Here is a 17,656-nt window from a genome sequence, read left to right as displayed (position 1 = left end):
GTCACCGTAATGTCCGCGCTCCGTGACTGCCGGACGAACGTGCGAGTGGCGCGCGGTCCGTCACATTTCACGTCGACGGGTGCCGGAGAACACCTCCGTAGTTCGTAGACATCTGTCTACGAAGCACCTTAGGCTGCTCCAGGTGGCAGCACGGACACACAGCGCGGATCCGCGTGCGGAGCGGTTACGCGCACGTCTGCGTGACGCCGCGCTCACCCTGGTCACCCGGCGACCCGTCGACGAGCTGACCGTGGCCGATCTCGTCGCCCACGCCGGTGTCAGCAGGCAGGCGTTCTATCAGCACTTCGGCGATCGCGACGATGCGATCGCCACCGCCTTCACCGCCGCATTCGCTGCGGCCACAACCGATCTCGACGGCGACGCCCGGACCCGGATCCTCCGGCTGTTCGACTTCGCCGCCGAACACCGGGCGATGTACCGCCATGTGGTCGGCACCGCGGTCGCCCAGCGGGTGGTCTCGGCCTTCCGTGCCGAACTGCTGCCCGCCTGCACCGCGATCGCCGAAGAGGCCGCACCGGTACTCGGCCCGGCCGCGGCCCTGTCACCGGAGGCGGTCAGCCGGTTCCTGGTCGGCGGCTTCATGGAAGTGCTGCGGTCCTGGATGGAGGACCCGCACAGCGACGACCTGCGTACCAGGGTGACCGCCGCGCTCGACACCGTCTACGCGCTGCTCGGCCTCTGACTTCCCGAAAGGATCTCCCTCCCTTGGCAAAACACGCCGCACCGTCCCATCCCGCCGGACCCGACCTGCGATCGCGGCTGGTCCTCACGGCAGCCGCGATGGTGGCGCTCCTGCTCTTCGTCGTCGCGATGATCGCCAGCTATTCCGGCGCCTTCGCCAACCCGACGTTGCGCCACCTCGACGTCGCCGTGGCCGCTCCCCCGCAGCTACTCGAGGCGCTCGAGAGCCAGAACGCGCTGGCGGTCACCGAATCCCCCGACGCTGCGAGCGTGCGGGACCTGGTCTACGAACGCCGCGCCGACGCCGGATTCGCCGTCGGCGCCGACCGCACGCTGACCGTCTACGTGGCCGGCGGTGGCGGCCGAAGCGTCGTCACCGCCGCCGAATCCGTCGGTCGCGCCTTCGCCGGCGGGGCCGGACTGAACACCGTCGTCGAGGACGTCGCCCCCACGACCGCCGCCGACCCGTCGGGGACCGTCGAGTTCTACGCCGTGATCTTCCTGTCCATCGGCGCCTCGGTCGGCGCGACACTGTTGAGCAGGATGATGGGTGCCGCCCGCACTCCGCGCACGCTGGGTCTGCGCACCCTGAGCCTGGCCGGCCACTCGGCACTGCTGGCCGCGGGGGTGACCGCCTATGTCGACGGCGGACTCGGCGCACTGACCGGCCACACCGCCCCACTGTTCGGCGCCCTGTGGCTGTATGCGATGGCCGTCGGCGGTGCGGTCACCGGTGTGGCGGCGGCGTTCGGCACCATCGCGTCGCTGGTGCTCACCCTGTTCCTGGTGATCGTCGGCAACGCCGCGGCCGCGGGCCCGGTGGGACGGCCGCTGCTCTCCGGCTTCTACCGGCTGTTCACCCACATCGTGCCCCAGGGTTCCGGGGTGGAATTGCTGCGCAGCCTGCAGTACTTCGGCGGTAACGGCGCCGCCACCGCCATGCTGACGCTCGGGGCGTGGGCGGCGGCGGGGTGCGTACTCGCCGCGCTGGCCACGGTCCTCCGTTCGCGGACGCGTCGCGCGGATGAATCTCGCCTCCTGGCTTGACGTTCTCCCATGGAGAGCCGTCACACTGACGACGGTGACATCCGACCGACGGGAGACGGCATGACGATCCCTCTGGGTATCGACGCCGAGCCGTACTACGACCTCGGCTCCTACCACCGGCCCGTCGACACCCCGTCGCCGCAAGCCCAGGAGTGGTTCGACCGCGGCATGGTGTGGGCGTATGCGTTCAACCACGAGGAGGCGGTCCACTGCTTCGAGCGGGCGCTGCAACTCGACCCGGATCTGGCCATCGCCCGCTGGGGTGTCGCGTACGCCGTCGGCCCGAACTACAACAAGCCGTGGGAGGCGTTCGATCCGGTCGACCTCGGCGCATCGCTGGCGCGGGCGCGGATGGAGTTGCGACTCGCCGCGGACGGCCGGGCGTCGGCCGTCGAACGCGGCCTGATCGAGGCGCTGCAGGCGCGGTTCCCCGTCGACGACCCGGGCCAGACCGCGGCGCTGGACGACGGACATCCGGCCTACGCCGACGCGATGGTCGAACTCGCGGCGGCCTACCCCGAGGACGTCGACGTCCAGGCGCTGGCCGCCGACGCGCTGGTCAACATCACCGCGTGGGCGCTGTGGGACACCCGGACCGGGGAACCGGCGCCCGGCTCACGGGTGGTGGCCGCCAAGGCGATCCTCGATGCGGCGCTCGACACCGCCGCGGGGCGCGAGCATCCCGGCGTGCTGCACCTGTACCTGCACACGATGGAGATGTCGGCGACCCCCGAGGACGCGCTGCCCGCCGCCGACCTGCTGCGGGGGCTGGTGCCCGACGCCGGCCACCTGCAGCACATGCCGAGCCACATCGACGTGTTGTGCGGGCAGTACCGCGCATCGGTGACCGCCAACCTCGCCGCCGTCGAGGCCGACCGGCGCTTCGTCGACCGTGCCGGACCGCTGAACTTCTACTCGCTCTACCGCGCCCACGATCTGCACTTCGTGGTGTATTCGGCGATGTTCGAGGGATCCTCGGCGGTCGCACTGCAAGCCGCGGACGAACTCGCGGGCCAGCTGACGCCGGAACTGCTCGCGATCGAATCACCTCCGATGGCCGACTGGCTGGAGGCCTTCGTTCCCCTGCGGGTGCACGTTCTGGTGCGCTTCGGCCGCTGGGACGACCTGATCGCCGAACCCCTCCCCGACGATCAGGCGCTGTACTGCACCACGACCGCGACGATCCACTACGGGCGCGGCGTCGCACACGCCGCCAGAGGACACCTCGACCAGGCGCGCGCCGAGCGTGACGCGTTCGCCGCCGCCTATGCCCGGATCCCGGAGTCCCGCTACCTGTTCAACAACACCAGCCGGGACATCCTCGCGGTTGCCGAGGCCATGCTCGACGGTGAGATCGCCTATCGCGCAGGGCTGTTCGACGAGGCGTTCGCACATCTGCGCCGGGCCATCGAACTGGACGACTCGCTGCCCTACGACGAACCGTGGGGCTGGATGCAACCGACCCGCCACGCCTACGGTGCGCTGCTGCTCGAACAGGGCCGAGTCGAGGAGGCCGCGGCGGTGTACGCCGCCGACCTGGGCCTGGACCCCGCGCTGAGCCGGTCGTCGCAGCACCCCGGCAACGTGTGGAGCCTGCACGGCTATCACGAGTGCCTGCACCGGCTGGGGCGCAGCGCCGAGGCGACGATCATCGGTCAGCAGCTCACCCTGGCCAAAGCGCGTGCCGATGTGCCGGTCAACGCCTCGTGTGCCTGCCGGCTCGATGTCGCCGACGGCTGCTGCGCGTCCTGAGCACGATGTCCGCTGCGTAGACTCCGGCCTGTGGCGATCAGCGAGACGGACCTCGACCATCTCCGCCGCTGCGTGGACCTCGCGCGCGAGGCGCTCGACGCCGGTGACGAGCCGTTCGGTTCCGTACTCGTCGACCGTGCCGGCCGGGTCCGCTTCGCCGACCACAACCGGGTCAGCGGCGGCGACCGCACCAGACACCCCGAGTTCGCGATCGCGAAATGGGCCGCGGAGAACCTGCACCCCGACGAGCGCGCCGCCGCCACCGTCTACACATCCGGGGAGCACTGTCCGATGTGCGCCGCCGCGCACGCCTGGGTGGGACTGGGCCGCATCGTCTACGCCGCGTCGTCGGCACAGCTGAGTGGCTGGCTGGCCGAGTGGGGGGCGGCCGCGCCGCCGGTGGCCACCCTGCCGATCGGTGACATCGCACCCGCGGTGCCGGTCGACGGACCGGCGCCCGAGCTCACCGAAGCAATGAAGGCCCTCTACCGGGAGAAGTTCGGCACATGACGGAACCAGCGTGGGTCGAGCACGTCATCTGGTGGCAGATCTACCCGCTCGGATTCGTCGGCGCTTTTCCCGCCGATCCCCCGCCCGCCGCCGGCGAACACCGGCTGCGCCGGATCGTGGACTGGCTCGACCACGCGATCGCGCTCGGTGCGTCCGGACTCGCGCTCGGCCCCGTGTTCGCTTCGCGCACACACGGTTACGACACCACCGACCACTATGCGATCGATCCGCGACTGGGTGACGACGGCGACTTCGACGAGTTGGTCGACCAGGCACACCGGCGTGGGCTACGGGTGCTGCTGGACGGCGTGTTCAACCACGTCGGCACCGAGTTCCCGCGCTACCGCGAGGCGCTCGACGGCGGCCCGGACCATCCGTCGTCGGCGTGGTTTCGCCGGGGCCGCGACGGCTTCGCGAACTTCGAGGGGCACGGCGAGCTGATCGCGCTCAACCACCGCAATCCCGCCGTGATCGACTACACCGTCGAGGTGATGTCGCACTGGCTGGCCCGCGGGGCCGACGGCTGGCGACTGGACGCCGCGTACGCCGTTCCGGACCGGTTCTGGTCCGAGGTGTTGCCGCGGGTGCGGGAACGCCATCGGCAGGCGTGGTTCGTCGGCGAGGTCATCCACGGCGACTACGCCGAGCGGGTGGCCGCCGGATTCGATTCGGTCACCCAGTACGAGTTGTGGAAGGCCGTGTGGAGCAGCCTCAACGACGCCAATTTCCACGAACTCGACTGGGCGTTGCAGCGGCACAACGATTTCCTCGCCACGTTCGCGCCGATGACCTTCGTCGGCAACCACGACGTCACCCGCATCGCCAGTCGGTTGACCGATCCCCGCCACGTCGAACACGCGCTCGTGCTGCTGTTCACGATCGGCGGGGTGCCCAGCGTGTACGCAGGCGACGAACTGGGATACCGCGGCGTCAAGGAGGACCGGGCCGGCGGTGACGACGCGGTACGCCCCGAATTCGCCTCTCCGCCAGCCGAAGACAGTGACATCTTCCGGCTGCACAAGTTCCTGATCGGGCTGCGCCGCCGCCATCCGTGGTTGCACCGGGCGACGAGCAGCGCGGTGCAGCTGACCAACGAGCAGTACGTCTACGAGGTGCGCCGCGGCGACGACGCGCTCGTGGTGGCCCTCAACGTCGGCGACGAACCGCTGGCCGTGTCGCTGCGGCGGACCGCGTTGGGCCGCGGACGGGTGGTGGCCGGTTCGGGTGCGCCGCCTGCCGAGGACGTCGACCACGTCACCGTGCCACCGCACGGATGGGTCGTCGTCGCACCGGTCTGAGCGGTCACGACAACCGCTCGACGGTCGCGGAGTCCTCCTGACCGCCGTAGAACTTGTCGAGGACGCCGCGGAAATCCGCGTCGTCGTCGGTACAGCGGGCGAACACCGTCATCGACGAGCGCACTTTGAGATCGTCGGGTGAGCCGAAGATCTCCCCGATCGAGCGGCCGCCGATGGCGAGCACCAGGCGGGTGCACTCCCTCAGCCGCGCCCCGAGGACATCGTGGCGCAGATAGGCCTCCGCCTCCTCGCGCGAGGCGATGCCGTAGTGCTGCGCGGTCGGGCTTCGGCCGAGGCCGCGCAGCTGCGGGAACACGAACCAGATCCAGTGCGTGCGCTTGCGCCCGGCGCGCAGCTCGCCGATCACGGTGTCGTACACGGGATCCTGCGCATCGACGAATCGCTGGAGGTCGTAGGGATCGGTGTCGGAGTCGGTCACGATCCGGTACTACCCGTCCGTGGCGCACGCCATGCAGCCACGGGCACCGGGTTCGTAACGGGCCGAGTCGAAACCGTTAGCCAACCGCGATATCGCAGACCCGTGTTGGTACGTGTGTGACAGGAGGGGCGCGTGTTTCATGGGGACCGATAAGCGACGGCAAATGCTTGTGGCATGCGATGAAAGGTGGGTGGCTTGCCGTTATGAAATTCCTCAGCACGTTGCGAAACTGGAGGCGCCGGTTGGCGGTGGTCGCGGTCGCCGCGGCCGCACTGCCGGGCCTGATGGGATTCGCAGGGGTCACGGCGACCGCAGGTGCCTTCTCGCGACCGGGTCTTCCGGTCGAGTACCTCGACGTGTTCTCCCAGTCGATGAACCGCAACATCCGCATCCAGTTCCAGGGCGGCGGACCGCACGCGGTCTACCTGCTCGACGGGCTCCGGGCGCAGAACGACTACAACGGCTGGGACATCAACACCCCCGCGTTCGAGTGGTACCACCAGTCGGGGCTGTCGGTGGTCATGCCCGTCGGCGGACAGTCCAGCTTCTACACCGACTGGTACCAGCCGTCCCGGGGTAACGGCCAGGACTACACCTACAAGTGGGAGACGTTCCTGACCCAGGAACTGCCCGCGTGGTTGGAGGCCAACCGCGGTGTCTCCCAGACGGGTAACGCCGTCGTGGGCCTGTCGATGGCCGGCAGCGCATCGCTCACTTACGCGATCTACCACCCGCAGAAGTTCATCTACGCGGCGTCGCTGTCGGGCTTCCTCAACCCCTCCGAGGGCTGGTGGCCGATGCTGATCGGGCTGGCGATGCAGGACTCCGGCAAGTACAACGCCGAGAGCATGTGGGGCCCGGCCAGCGATCCGGCATGGCGGCGCAACGACCCGATGGTCAACATGAACCAGCTGGTCGCCAACAACACGCGCGTCTGGATCTACTGCGGTACCGGCACCCCGTCGGAGCTCGACGCCGGAACATCCGGCGGCAACCTGATGGCCGCCCAGTTCCTCGAGGGATTCACGTTGCGCACCAACATCTCCTTCCGCGACAACTACATCGCCGCGGGCGGTACCAACGGGGTGTTCAACTTCCCGGCGAACGGCACTCACTCCTGGGGCTACTGGGGACAGCAGCTGCAGCAGATGAAGCCGGACATCCAGCGGGTGCTGGGCGCACAGGGCAGTGTCTGATCCCCGTGTCTGACCCCAGCCTGTAGAACCACCCACAACCAGGGAGCCTGCCGTCACCCCCACGGCAGGCTCCCTGCCTTTTCGGGAGTGTCGGGCGGCAAACGACCCCCTCGTCGACCGGCCGCGGCTTTAGAGTGGCGCAATGGTCGACGAGGGCACTGCCGTACCGGCGTACGAACAGCAACCGCGGGTGGACCCCGGCGCGCTGGCGCTGGCCACCGTCGCCGGTGCCGTCGCCTTCATCTTCGGGGGCGGTGACTGGGATCTGCTCGCCGTGGTCATCGGCCTGATGCTGCTGCTCATCCTGCTGGCCCACCACCGGCCCGCACCGCCGACCCACACGCCCAGGGCCCTGCTGTTGCGGGGAGCATTCGGCGCCACCACCGGATTGGCGTTCTGCATCGCCGTCGCTCCGGCCATTCAGTTCGGGATCGTCGGCCCGTACTTCCACAGCGAGGACCCCGAGGGCTACTCGATGGACGCGTGGAACACCACCGTGGTGATGGCGCTGCTCTGGTTCGTCGTTGCCACGCTGCTCGCCGTGTTCGAACCGCGGGTCACGCGCTGGCTGGACCGGCCGCGCCGGAGCCGGTCGCCGTATCAGACCGAGGAACCCTGACCCGGGGAACAAACCGCCCGCCGCCAAGGTTGAGTCGATCTGACTGAACTTTGGAGGATCACATGGCTCAAGCCACATCAGTGCCGGTGTTGTTCTCGAGTGACGCGATCGTGCTGCCCGGCATGGTCGTGCCGATCGAACTCGACGACACCGCCCGGGCCGCCGTCGACGCGGCCCGCGCCACCGAATCCGGTGAGCTGCTCATCGCTCCCCGACTCGGCGACCGCTACCCCACCTACGGTGTCCTCGCGACGATCGTGCAGGTGGGTCGCATCCCCGGCGGCAACGGCACCGCCGCCGTCGTCCGCGGCAAGAGCCGTGCGCACATCGGCGCCGGCGTCAACGGACCCGGCGCGGCCCTGTGGGTCTCGGTCGAGGAAGTGCCCGAACCCGAGATCACCGACGACACCCGCGCCCTGGCCGCGGAGTACAAGAAGCTGCTGCTGGCGATGCTGCAGCGCCGCGAGGCCTGGCAGATCATCGACTTCGTCAACGAGCTGACCGACCCGTCGGCGCTGGCCGACACCGCCGGCTACGCCTCGTACCTCACGCAGGTGCAGAAGCGTCAACTGCTGGAGACACCCGACGTCGTCGAGCGGTTGCGCGCGTTGATCGACTGGACCGCTGACCACCTCGCCGAGGTCGAGGTCAACGACAAGATCGCCGAGGACGTCCGGTCCGGCATGGAGAAGCAACAGAAGGAGTTCCTGCTGCGCCAGCAGCTCGCGGCGATCCGCAAGGAACTCGGGGAGTTTGGACCGGAGGGCGAAGAAAACCCGGACGACTACCGGGCCCGTGTCGAGGCCGCCGACCTGCCCGAGAAGGTGCGCGAGGCCGCGCTGCGTGAGGTCGGCAAACTCGAACGCGCCAGCGATCAGAGCCCCGAGGGCGGCTGGATCCGCACCTGGCTGGACACCGTGCTCGACCTGCCGTGGAACACCGTCACCGAGGATTCGACGGATCTGACGGCCGCTCGGGAGATCCTCGACGCCGACCACCACGGCCTCGACGACGTGAAGGACCGCATCGTCGAGTACCTGGCCGTGCGGGCGCGTCGCGCCCAGCGCGGGCTGCAGGTCGTCGGCGGCCGCGGCTCCGGCGCCGTGATGGTGCTGGCGGGTCCCCCCGGCGTCGGCAAGACGTCGCTGGGTGAGAGCGTGGCCCGGGCGCTGGGCCGCAAGTTCGTGCGCGTCGCCCTCGGCGGTGTGCGCGACGAGGCCGAGATCCGGGGACACCGGCGCACATACGTCGGCGCGCTGCCGGGCCGCATCGTGCGGGCGATCGGCGAGGCGGGTTCGATGAATCCCGTTGTGCTGCTCGACGAGATCGACAAGGTGGGCAGCGACTACCGCGGCGATCCGGCCGCGGCGCTGCTCGAGGTGCTCGATCCGGCGCAGAACCACACGTTCCGCGACCACTACCTCGATCTGGATCTCGACCTGAGCGACGTGGTGTTCCTGGCGACGGCCAACGTCATCGAGAACATCCCGCAGGCCCTGCTGGATCGCATGGAGCTGGTACAGATCGACGGGTACACCTCCGACGACAAGGTGGCCATCGCCCGCGACTTCCTGCTGCCGCGCCAGCGGGACCGGGCGGCGCTGACCGCCGACGAGGTGACCGTGACCGACGAGGCGCTGCGCAAGATCGCTGCCGACTACACCCGCGAACCCGGGGTGCGGCAGTTCGAACGGCTGCTCGCCAAGGCGATGCGCAAGGCGACCACCAGACTCGCCGCGGATCCCACGCCGATCACCATCGACGAACCGGACCTCGTCGGCTACCTGGGCCGCCCGCGGTTCATGCCGGAGTCGGCCGAACGCACCGCGGTGCCGGGAGTGGCGACCGGGCTGGCCGTCACGGGTCTCGGTGGCGACGTCCTCTACATCGAGGCCGGATCCACCGACGGCGATGCGGGCCTGCAGCTGACCGGTCAGCTGGGTGACGTGATGAAGGAGTCGGCGCAGATCGCCCTGTCCTATGTGCGCGCACACGCCGAGCAGTTGGGTGTCGATGCCACGGCGCTCGACCGGCGCATCCACGTGCACGTGCCCGCGGGCGCCGTCCCGAAGGACGGTCCGTCGGCCGGCGTCACGATGGTGACAGCGCTGGTGTCGATGGCAACCGGACGGCAGGTGCGCTCGGACGTCGGGATGACCGGGGAGGTCACGCTCAACGGGCGGGTGCTGCCGATCGGCGGGGTCAAGCAGAAGCTGCTGGCCGCGCAACGCGCCGGGCTGAAGACGGTGTTCATCCCCCAGCGCAACGAGGCCGATCTCGACGACGTGCCCGCCGAGGTGTTGGCCGAGCTCGATGTTCGACCGATGACCGACGTCGCCGACATCGTCGCGCAGGCACTGGAGCCGGCCGGACAGCAGGCGACGCTGGCCGCCTGAGTCCGCACACATTGCCGTGAGGGTCGTGGTCTCGAAAGGGGCCACGACCCTCACGGCAATATCGGGGAGATAATCCGGGCGGTTGGGGTACTCCCCGCTCGTGAAATTCGTGCTGGAGGTCAACCTGCCCGATGATGCCGACGTGAACGGCGAGGTGAGCCGGATTCTGCGCTACTGGGGTGGGGCGATGAAGGACCTCACCGAACTCGAGCCGGGCGACAAACAGGACATCTACGACTCGAACTATGCGCGAGTCGGTTCCTGGCACGTCACCGCCGACGCAGAATGACGACGCAGAATGACGAGGTGTCCTCCCAGCAGTCCTCCGTCGCCGACCTCGCCGAGCGCATCCGCGAAATCCTCGCCACCGAGCGCGGACTGACCGAGAAGCGCATGTTCGGCGGCCTCGCCTTCATGGTCAACGGCCACATGGCGGTGGCCGCCAGCGGTCGCGGCGGCCTGTTGGTCCGGGTGCCCGCCGACCAGACCGAGACGCTGCTGCAGCGCGCCCACGTCGCCCCGATGATCATGGCGGGCCGCGAGACCCGAGGCTGGCTGCGCGTCGACGCCGACGGTGTGCGCACGACCCGCCAGTTGCAGTCCTGGGTGCGCCGTGGCGTCGACCACGTCAAAGGGCTTCCGCCCAAGTAGCCGGTTCGCCGCCGCCGGAGGCGGGTAATGAATCCGCCATGGGCGCAACGGAGCAGATCGTCGAGCGCCTGCGCAGCGAGGCAGGCCGGACCTACGCGAAGGAGGCGGGCATCGCGCTCGCCGACAAACCCATGCCGCTGTTCCAGCTGCTGGTGCTGTGCATGCTCGCCAGCAAGCCCATCGACGCCACCGTCGCGATGCGGGCGGCCCGCGAACTGTTCGCCGCGGGAGCGCGGACTCCCGACGCGGTACTGGACACCGACCGCGGCACCGTGATCAAGGCGTTCGGCCGCGCCGGTTACGCCCGCTACGACGAGAGCTCGGCCACCCGGCTGGTGGAGATGGCCCGCGCCGTGCAAGACGACCACGGCGGCGACCTGCGGCGGCTCGCCGACGACCACGACGTCGACGCGGTTCGGCGGAAGCTCAAGGGCTTCAAGGGAATCGGTGATACCGGGGCCGGCATCTTCCTGCGGGAGGTGCAGGACACCTGGACGTGGGTGCGGCCGTATTTCGACGACCGCGCACTCGACGGCGCGAAACGCCTCGGACTGCCCACCGATCCGGAGGAGTTGCAGCGGCTGGCCCCCGACGGCACGGCCGCTCTCGCAGCGGGGCTGGTGCGCGCGACACTCGACGACTCCCTGCTCGATCGGGTGCGCGGATGATCCGCATCGGCACGTCGGGGTGGTCCTATGACCACTGGACCGGCGTGCTGTACCCCGAGCGCACACCGGTGGCGAAACGCCTCGGCCTGTACGTCGCGGAGTTCGACACCGTCGAACTCAACGCCAGCTTCTACCGGTGGCCGCGCGACGCCACCTTCGAGGGCTGGCGGCAGCGGCTGCCCGAGGGGTTCACGATGTCGGTCAAGGCGCACCGCGGGCTCACCCACTACCGCAGACTGGCCACCCCGGAACCCTGGGTCGAGCGCTTCGAGCGGTGCTGGACCGCACTCGGGGACCGGCGCGAGGCCCTGCTGGTCCAGCTGCACCCCGCCATCGAGCGCGACGACGCCCTGCTCGACCACTTCCTCACGGTGATGCCGGACTGGATCCCCGTCGCGATGGAATTGCGTCATCCCTCCTGGGACGACCCGGCGGTGTACGGGCTGCTGGAACGCCACCGCGCCGCCTACGTGATCATGAGCGGCGCGGGTCTGCGCTGCGTGCCGCGGGCCACCAGCGACCTGGTCTATCTGCGGATGCACGGTCCCAGCCAGGAAAGCCTCTACGCCGGGTCCTATCCCGACGAGGCGCTGCAGCGGTGGGCCGACCGCATCGTCGAGTGGGACGCGCAGGGCCGCAGGGTGTTGGTGTACTTCAACAACGACCTCGGCGGGCACGCCGTGCACAACGCCCGCACGCTGCGTCACCTGCTGGCGGCGCGCGTGAGCTGACCCGGCGGGCACGGCGCCGACGGCTTGCGGCACGCTTGGGAACCGACATGCGCGCATCAACTGTGATTCCGGCGGCTCTGGCCGCGACAGTGCTGGCCGCCTGCACCGGCCCCGCGGTGGTGACCACCGACGACGCCGGTCCGGCCGCGTCCGCCACCCCGACCGCACCGCCGCCCCCGCCGCTGAACAACACCAACCTGGTCAACGCGTTCTACTTCGGCGCCCCGGTCGACGGGTTCACCCAGTACTTCTTCACCACGCCGTCGGGGCGCTGGGAGTGCGCGATCGTGCCCCGGGTGCAGGCCGGCTGCCAGGCGGCGGACGGTGCGGCACTCGGCATCGAGGGCGCACCCGACACCGTGGCCGACGCCGCCGGGGAGGACACCGAGCCGACCGCGATCGTGGTCGGCCGCGACGGTGAGCCGGCGTTCGTGGCGCTCCCCGACGCCCCGTTCACCCCCGACGCCGCGACGGCCGGCGTGCTGCAGTTCAACCAGGTCCTCGCCGTCGCCGGATTCCGCTGCAACGTGCAGGAAGCCACCGGCGTCTCGTGCCTCTCCGAGCGCAGCGGGCGGGGCTTCACCTTCTCCGCCGAGGGCTTCACACCCCAGTACACCGAAGTGCCGGCCGGTGCGTTCGTCGCGCCACCGACGTCGACCACCGGGTAGAACTGGACACGACCACACACAGGAGGGGGCCGGATGACCGTCGCGGTCGACGAGTTGAGCGGAACCGAGCAGGCGGTACTGCTCGTCCTGATGTCGGAGGCGCGACCGGTCCCCAACCCCGAGCTGGAACGGTTGGGCCCCAAACTCGACAGGGCGAGCCGCGAACGGCTCAACCGGCTCAACCTGGTCGACACGGCCTCGGGCCGGCCCCTGGTCCACGAGCTCACCGACGAGGGTTGGGCGGTGTGCCGCAGCATGTTCGGCGCCGAGGTGCCGGCGCGGGCGTCCGGGCAGGGCCGGGCGCTCTACACGGTGCTGCGCGCGCTCGGGCGGTACTTCGACAGCGCGGACCTGCGACCGGCGGACGTCTTCCTGCCCCAGGACCCCGCGCCCGCCGACACCGTCGAAGCCCGCATCCGGGACTCCTACGGCCGGCTCGCGCATCGGCCGGGCGGCTGGGTGACCCTGACCCGGCTGCGCGAGGACCTGCCGGACGTGGAACGCGACGCGCTGGACGTCGCACTGGTCCGGATGTACCAGATCGCCGGGGTGAGCCTCATTCCGGAGGAGAACCAGAAGACCCTCACCCCGGCCGACCGGGATGCCGCGATCCGCATCGGAAATCAGCACAAGCACCTGATCGCGATCGAGCCGTGATGGATCCACGTGCCCGCGCGGCACTGGCGGGCCTGCGACTCGCGTGGGCGCCGACCGCCGACGACCTGTGGCACTCCCAGGGCGCGCTCCACGTCAACGGACTGCACGAACACGCGCTCGACGACGTCCTCGCCGCCTTCGGCGACGCAGAGCGAAATCCCGGCTCCAGCCCGCTCGGTGTGGTGGTCCGCGGCCAGGCAGGTTCGGGGAAGACCCACCTGCTCGGTCAGGTCCGGGAGCGGGTACAGCAGCGCGGCGGCTACTTCTTCCTCGTCGAACTGCTCGACGCCGCCGGCTTCTGGGAATCCGCCCGCGGCGGCATCCTGGAGAGCCTCGGCCGGCCCGGCGGCCAGCGCGAGACGCAACTCAAAGACGTGCTGTGGGAGCTGTCGTCCGTCGCGCACATCGGCCGCGCCGCGCGGCGCGCGGTGGTCGGCGACGACGACCTCACCCCGGAGGTGCTCACCGAATTCGTCAACGCGCTGCACAAGGTGCACCGGGCCACCGTTCGCGAGACCCATCACACGCTGCGCGCGCTGACCCTGCTCGGCGCCGCCGACCTCCAGCTCCAAGACGTCGGGCAGGCCTTCCTCGACGGCAACGACGACGTCGACGACGACCGCGCCCGCTGGGGGCTGCCCGCCCCCACGATGAGCGCGCAGGAATGCGTGCGCGACATCTCCCGGCTGGTCGCCCTCGCCGGACCCGCTGTACTGGCCCTCGACCAGATCGACACGCTGCTCGCGCAGTCGGTACGCAGCACGGGCCGCGAACAGGCGGCCGACAACCGCGACCTCGAACACGTGGCCCACGGCTTGATGTCGGTCCGGCAGACCATGCGGCGCACCGCCAGCGTGGTGGCCTGCCTGCCGGCCGCCTGGGAGGCGATCCAGGACCGCGCCACCGCGACGGTGCAGGACCGGTTCCGCGCCACCCGGCCGCTCGAGGCGCTGCCCACCGCGGACATCGGCCGGGCCATCCTCGAACGCCGGTTCACCGCGAGCTACCGCGGCACGGGTTTCGAACCGCCCTATCCGAGCTGGCCGATCCTCCCGGCGGCGTTCGACGACGCCCCGCAGTTCACCCCGCGCGAACTGCTCAAGCGGGCCGACGCCCATGTGCGGCACTGCCTCGATGCGGGCACCGTCGAAGAACTGCGGCACCTCACCGGCGAGGTGACCGCAGGCCACGATCAGCACCGTGACCGAACCCCCTCCGACACAGGAGAACTCGACCGGAAGTTCAACGAGTACCGCCGTCGCGCGGTGCCCGCGGCCGCGACCGACCCGGACGGCGAGGACACCACGATGCCGAGCCTGCTGTCGGCGGCGCTGGACGCCTGGATCACCGAACTCGGCGAGGCCGGTCAGGCGTTCCGCCTCGACCCGCCGCCGGGGAGACGGGTGGTGCTGCACGGCAGGCTGCGCCAGAGCCTCGACGCCGCCCTCGACGACGAACGGCACTGGGCGTTCCGGGCGATCGCAACGACCAACGCGATCGCCACCCAGACCCGCATCAGGAACGCCGTCCAGCAGACCGGGCTGGGCACTGACCCCCAGAAGCGCCGATTGTTCCTGCTGCGCAACACATCCTGGCCGAGCGGCGCCAAGACCGCCGCACTGGTCGCCGAATTCGAAGCGGCCGGCGGGCGGACCCTGCCCCTGTCCGACGACGACGTGCGGACCATGACCGCACTGCGCGACCTGATCGCCGAGGACGCCCCCGGCCTCGCCGGCTGGCTGGCCGCCCGCAGACCGGCGCACGGAATCCGCCTGCTGCGTACCGCGCTCGGCGAGATCGCGGGCGAGGCACCGGAACCGGTCCCCGAACCGGCCGCCGAAGAGACCGCCGAACAGCCCGCCGCGGGTTCGCCGCCCGGTTATCCACCGGTCGCCGACTCCCCCGCCGCCGTGCCCGTCGGCATCGACCTCGACGACGGGACGCCGCTCGGCGTCGACCTGGCGGCGCTGCGCAAGCACACCGTCGTGTTCGCCGGATCAGGCTCCGGTAAGACCGTGCTGCTGCGCCGGCTCATCGAGGAGTGCGCACTGCGCGGGGTGTCGTCGATCGTGCTGGACCCCAACAACGACCTGTCCCGGCTCGGCAGCGCGTGGCCGCAGTACCCGAAGGACTGGAACCCGGCCGACACACCGCGCGCGGCCGAATATCTCGCGAACACCGAGGTGGTGGTCTGGACGCCGAGCCGGTCCGCGGGCCGGCCGCTGTCGTTCCAGCCGCTGCCCGACTTCGCGAGCGTGCTCGACGACCGCGACGAGTTCTCCGACGCGGTGGAATCCGCCGTCGCGGCGCTCGAACCGCGCGCGCTCATCGCCGGTAAAACCGCCAAGGCCAACCGATCGCGGGCGGTGCTTCGAGAGGCGTTGCGCCACTACGGCTCTCGTCGAGACACGACACTGCCGGGATTCCTCGACCTGCTGGCGGATCTGCCGGACGGCGTCAGCGAACTCAGCGGCGCCCGCGACCTCGCCGCCGAACTCGCCCAGAATCTGCGCGCGGCGATCGTCAACGATCCGCTCTTCGGCGGCGAGGGCACGGCCGCCGACCCCGGTGTGCTGCTGACGCCGTCGGACGGCTACCGCGCCCGGGTGTCGGTGATCAGCATGATCGGGTTGACCAACGACCAGCAGCGCGAAGGATTCGTCAACCAGCTGCAGATGGCGTTGTTCTCCTGGATCAAGCGCCATCCGGCGGGTGACCGGGCCCTGGGCGGACTGCTGGTGATGGACGAGGCGCAGAACTTCGTGCCGTCGGTCGGCACCACCGCCTGCACCCACAGCACACTCGCGCTGTCGTCGCAAGCGAGGAAATACGGGTTGGGACTGGTCTTCGCGACCCAGGCGCCCAAGGGATTGCACAACCACATCCCCGGCAACGCGGCCACCCAGTTCTACGGTCTGCTCAACTCCTCGACGCAGATCGCGGTGGCGCGCGAGATGGCCCGCGTCAAGGGCGGACTCATCCCCGACATCAGCAGGTTGCAGTCCGGGACGTTCTACGCGGCGCTGGAGGGCATGGCGTTCCACAAGATCCGGTCGCCGTTGTGCCTGTCTCACCATCCTGCCAGCGCGCCCACCGCCGAGGAGGTGCTGGCGCTCGCGCGGCAACCGCAAGACTGAAGCCGCGCCGCGGACGTGCGAGGAGACCCCTGCGGCAGTTCAGTGTCGCGAACCGAAAAGCGGGCCCGGTCGAAAGACCGGGCCCGCTTCTGTTAGAGAAGGTCAGGGCTGGGGCTGCGTCTGCCCCGGGATGCCCTCGTAGGCGATGTCGCCGGTCTCGAGGTTCTTCTCGGTCAGCTCGACCAGACCCTCGAGGAACTTGGCGCGTTCGGTCACCACGTGCTGGATCGCGACGTCCACGTTGTCCTTCGTGATCGCGGGCATCACGTAGACCGGATCGGTCTTGACGTCCTCACCCTTGACCAGCGCATCGGCGACGGCCAGGCCGGCCGACAGCTCCACGGTGCCGTTCTGCAGCGAGGTGCCGATGAACTCACCGCTCTTGACGGCGTTGAGGCCGTCCTCGATGCCGTCGATGCCGACGATCGGGACACCGGTGCGGCCGGCTTCCTTGAGCGCCTGCAGCGCACCGAGACCCATGTCGTCGTTCTGCGCGACCACACCGTCGATCTGCGGGCCGAAGCTCGAGATCCAGTTCTTCATCTTGTTGACGGCCTCGTCCCGCTTCCAGTTCGCGGTGTCCTTGGCCAGCACCTTGATGTCGGGGTACTTGGCGAGCACGTTGTCGATGCCCTTGCCGCGGTTGATCTCACCGGAGCCGCCGAGCGGGCCCTGCAGGACCACGATGTTGCCGCGCCCGCCGAGGCGGTCGGCCATCATCTGCATCTCCTGCTCACCGGCGGCCACGTCGTCGGGCTGCACGTTGCCTGCCAGGTCCGGGGTCTCCAGCGCGGCGTTGACCGCCAGCAGCGGGATGCCCTTCTCCTTGGCGGAGGCGACCTGGGGTCCGAGCGAATCCGCCTGCACCGGAACGACGATGATCGCGTCGACGCCCTGGTTGATCAGCGAGTCGACCTGGCTGGCCTGTGTCGAGACGTCGTTGTTGGCCGAGTTCCACACCAGTTCGATGTTCTTGGCCTTGGCATAGGTGTCCATGCCTTCTTTGCCCTCGGTGATGAACGAGCTCATGTCGTACACCGTGACGCCGATGCGGGTGGTGTCGCTGTTGGCCTCCGTGTCACCCGCACCGCAGGCGGTGAGGCCGAAGCCCAGCACCCCGGCGGCGGCGATCGCGCCGAACTTCGTTGTCAGGGTCATCTGTTGTTGTCTCGCTCTCTTTCGTTG

17 protein-coding genes are annotated in these 17,656 nt (G+C 69.8%); 15 read left to right on the top strand and 2 right to left on the bottom strand.

The window, feature by feature from the left end:
- The first annotated feature begins 142 nt into the window (after positions 1-142).
- The 5 genes from G6N30_RS07795 to G6N30_RS07775 are packed head-to-tail and all read left to right on the top strand — an operon-like array spanning position 143 to position 5,309.
- Complete coding sequence (locus G6N30_RS07795) at positions 143-703, top strand: TetR/AcrR family transcriptional regulator (RefSeq protein WP_134051577.1); 561 nt, start codon at positions 143-145, stop codon at positions 701-703.
- Between the two features lie 23 nt (positions 704-726).
- Positions 727-1,749 carry an ABC transporter permease gene (locus G6N30_RS07790; protein WP_134051576.1) on the top strand — a complete coding sequence of 341 codons (1,023 nt, stop codon included), beginning with the start codon at positions 727-729 and terminating at the stop codon, positions 1,747-1,749.
- Positions 1,750-1,809: 60 nt separating this feature from the next.
- Positions 1,810-3,501 carry a tetratricopeptide repeat protein gene (locus G6N30_RS07785; protein WP_134051575.1) on the top strand — a complete coding sequence of 564 codons (1,692 nt, stop codon included), beginning with the start codon at positions 1,810-1,812 and terminating at the stop codon, positions 3,499-3,501.
- Positions 3,502-3,531: 30 nt separating this feature from the next.
- Positions 3,532-4,011, top strand: a complete 480-nt coding sequence (locus G6N30_RS07780; RefSeq protein WP_134051574.1) for a nucleoside deaminase — start codon at positions 3,532-3,534, stop codon at positions 4,009-4,011.
- Positions 4,008-5,309: an alpha-amylase family glycosyl hydrolase gene (locus G6N30_RS07775; protein ID WP_134051573.1), complete on the top strand. Its 1,302-nt coding sequence runs from the start codon at positions 4,008-4,010 to the stop codon at positions 5,307-5,309. The genes G6N30_RS07780 and G6N30_RS07775 overlap by 4 nt, the downstream gene beginning before the upstream one ends.
- Positions 5,310-5,313: 4 nt before the next feature.
- Here G6N30_RS07775 and G6N30_RS07770 read toward each other — a convergent pair whose 3' ends face one another.
- On the bottom strand, positions 5,314-5,748 hold the full coding sequence (locus G6N30_RS07770; RefSeq protein WP_134051572.1) for a DUF1810 domain-containing protein: 435 nt from the start codon (positions 5,746-5,748) through the stop codon (positions 5,314-5,316).
- A gap of 203 nt (positions 5,749-5,951) precedes the next feature.
- Here G6N30_RS07770 and G6N30_RS07765 point away from each other — a divergent pair, with 203 nt between their 5' ends.
- From G6N30_RS07765 to G6N30_RS07720, 10 genes are all read left to right on the top strand, one after another.
- Complete coding sequence (locus tag G6N30_RS07765; RefSeq protein WP_134051571.1) at positions 5,952-6,944, top strand: esterase family protein; 993 nt, start codon at positions 5,952-5,954, stop codon at positions 6,942-6,944.
- Positions 6,945-7,086: 142 nt separating this feature from the next.
- Positions 7,087-7,563 carry a hypothetical protein gene (locus G6N30_RS07760; RefSeq protein WP_134051570.1) on the top strand — a complete coding sequence of 159 codons (477 nt, stop codon included), beginning with the start codon at positions 7,087-7,089 and terminating at the stop codon, positions 7,561-7,563.
- 62 nt (positions 7,564-7,625) lie between these two features.
- Complete coding sequence (gene lon / locus G6N30_RS07755) at positions 7,626-9,959, top strand: endopeptidase La (protein WP_134051569.1); 2,334 nt, start codon at positions 7,626-7,628, stop codon at positions 9,957-9,959.
- 100 nt (positions 9,960-10,059) lie between these two features.
- Complete coding sequence (locus G6N30_RS07750) at positions 10,060-10,248, top strand: hypothetical protein (RefSeq protein ID WP_134051568.1); 189 nt, start codon at positions 10,060-10,062, stop codon at positions 10,246-10,248.
- Complete coding sequence (locus tag G6N30_RS07745; protein WP_134051567.1) at positions 10,245-10,610, top strand: TfoX/Sxy family protein; 366 nt, start codon at positions 10,245-10,247, stop codon at positions 10,608-10,610. The genes G6N30_RS07750 and G6N30_RS07745 overlap by 4 nt, the downstream gene beginning before the upstream one ends.
- Positions 10,611-10,648: 38 nt before the next feature.
- Complete coding sequence (locus tag G6N30_RS07740) at positions 10,649-11,278, top strand: HhH-GDP family DNA glycosylase (RefSeq protein ID WP_134051566.1); 630 nt, start codon at positions 10,649-10,651, stop codon at positions 11,276-11,278.
- Entirely contained in the window at positions 11,275-12,009 is a 735-nt protein-coding gene (locus tag G6N30_RS07735; RefSeq protein WP_134051565.1) for a DUF72 domain-containing protein, read from the top strand. The genes G6N30_RS07740 and G6N30_RS07735 overlap by 4 nt, the downstream gene beginning before the upstream one ends.
- Positions 12,010-12,056: 47 nt before the next feature.
- Positions 12,057-12,677, top strand: coding sequence for a hypothetical protein (locus G6N30_RS07730; RefSeq protein ID WP_134051564.1), 621 nt, complete (start codon positions 12,057-12,059; stop codon positions 12,675-12,677).
- 33 nt (positions 12,678-12,710) lie between these two features.
- Positions 12,711-13,334 (top strand): hypothetical protein, encoded by a 624-nt coding sequence (locus tag G6N30_RS07725; RefSeq protein ID WP_134051563.1) that lies wholly within the window; start codon positions 12,711-12,713, stop codon positions 13,332-13,334.
- Positions 13,334-16,471: a helicase HerA domain-containing protein gene (locus tag G6N30_RS07720; RefSeq protein ID WP_134051562.1), complete on the top strand. Its 3,138-nt coding sequence runs from the start codon at positions 13,334-13,336 to the stop codon at positions 16,469-16,471. The genes G6N30_RS07725 and G6N30_RS07720 overlap by 1 nt, the downstream gene beginning before the upstream one ends.
- A gap of 102 nt (positions 16,472-16,573) precedes the next feature.
- On the opposite strand, the gene xypA is transcribed toward G6N30_RS07720, so the two are convergent.
- Entirely contained in the window at positions 16,574-17,629 is a 1,056-nt protein-coding gene (gene xypA / locus G6N30_RS07715) for a sugar ABC transporter xylitol/L-sorbitol-binding protein XypA (protein WP_134051561.1), read from the bottom strand.
- Positions 17,630-17,656: the final 27 nt, after the last annotated feature.

It is taken from the genome of Mycolicibacterium litorale, from assembly GCF_010731695.1.
Lineage (GTDB): Bacteria > Actinomycetota > Actinomycetes > Mycobacteriales > Mycobacteriaceae > Mycobacterium > Mycobacterium litorale.
The sequence above is the reverse complement of the archived record's forward strand: the minus strand, read 5'-3'. Positions and strand labels throughout refer to the sequence as shown.